The sequence below is a fragment of the Streptomyces sp. WAC05292 genome, from assembly GCF_003949955.1.
GTDB lineage: Bacteria > Actinomycetota > Actinomycetes > Streptomycetales > Streptomycetaceae > Streptomyces > Streptomyces globosus.
Genome location: NZ_RPSE01000860.1, coordinates 1 through 678 on the forward strand (window position 1 = coordinate 1; position 678 = coordinate 678).

General features: G+C 55.0%; 1 protein-coding gene. It reads right to left on the bottom strand.

The window, feature by feature from the left end; translation table 11 throughout:
* Window positions 1–661: terminase large subunit domain-containing protein (locus EF903_RS33440; protein WP_221888830.1), on the bottom strand; the 661-nt coding region annotated here is incomplete at its 3' end.
* Window positions 662–678: the final 17 nt, after the last annotated feature.

The window sequence follows — 678 nt, forward strand, 5'->3', positions numbered from 1 at the left end:
GGTAAGCCTGAATCAGTTCATCAGGATAAGAACTCAACAGCGACCGGATGTAATCCGGGGGCAGGTTCTTCGCGTTGTCGAACGTACTGGCCTGTATCAGACCGTACAGAGCAGAAAGCTCGGGCTTTTCACGCACCGCCTTCACGAACTGCTGGTAGACGAATTTGAAGCCTTCCGGCGTTGTGGTGACATCGATGCCGTTACGCAACCCATCGACCTTGTAACGCATACGGGCTATGATTTTTCGCCATGCCTGTTGCGCTTTGGCTGCCGCCATGACGTCCAGCTCATCAACCATCGCGTTACCGATTTTGAAACCGACTATCGAGCCGGGCTTCTCCATTGAGCGGCAGATTGTGGTCCCGCGGTATCGTCGCCCCTCGTAGAAGTGAACCTCTTTGTTTCCCTCATTGATTATGACGCTCAGCCCCCAGTCAAAGGCCACTTCCTCAATTGTCGGGTAGAAGATGTCACGGATCTGCGGGTACGTCGGCGCGAAATAACCCTGGTTGATTTTAGGGTGCTCCCACATCCCCTTACAGATGCCGCCACAACCCACCCACGTCTTACCGGAACCGAACCCGGCAACGTAGGCTTTGAATTTGTGCTGCATCGCGAGGAAACGCGCCTGAGGAATGTTAAGTGTCGGGCTGATCCCCATCTTCCGCCCTCGCGTCC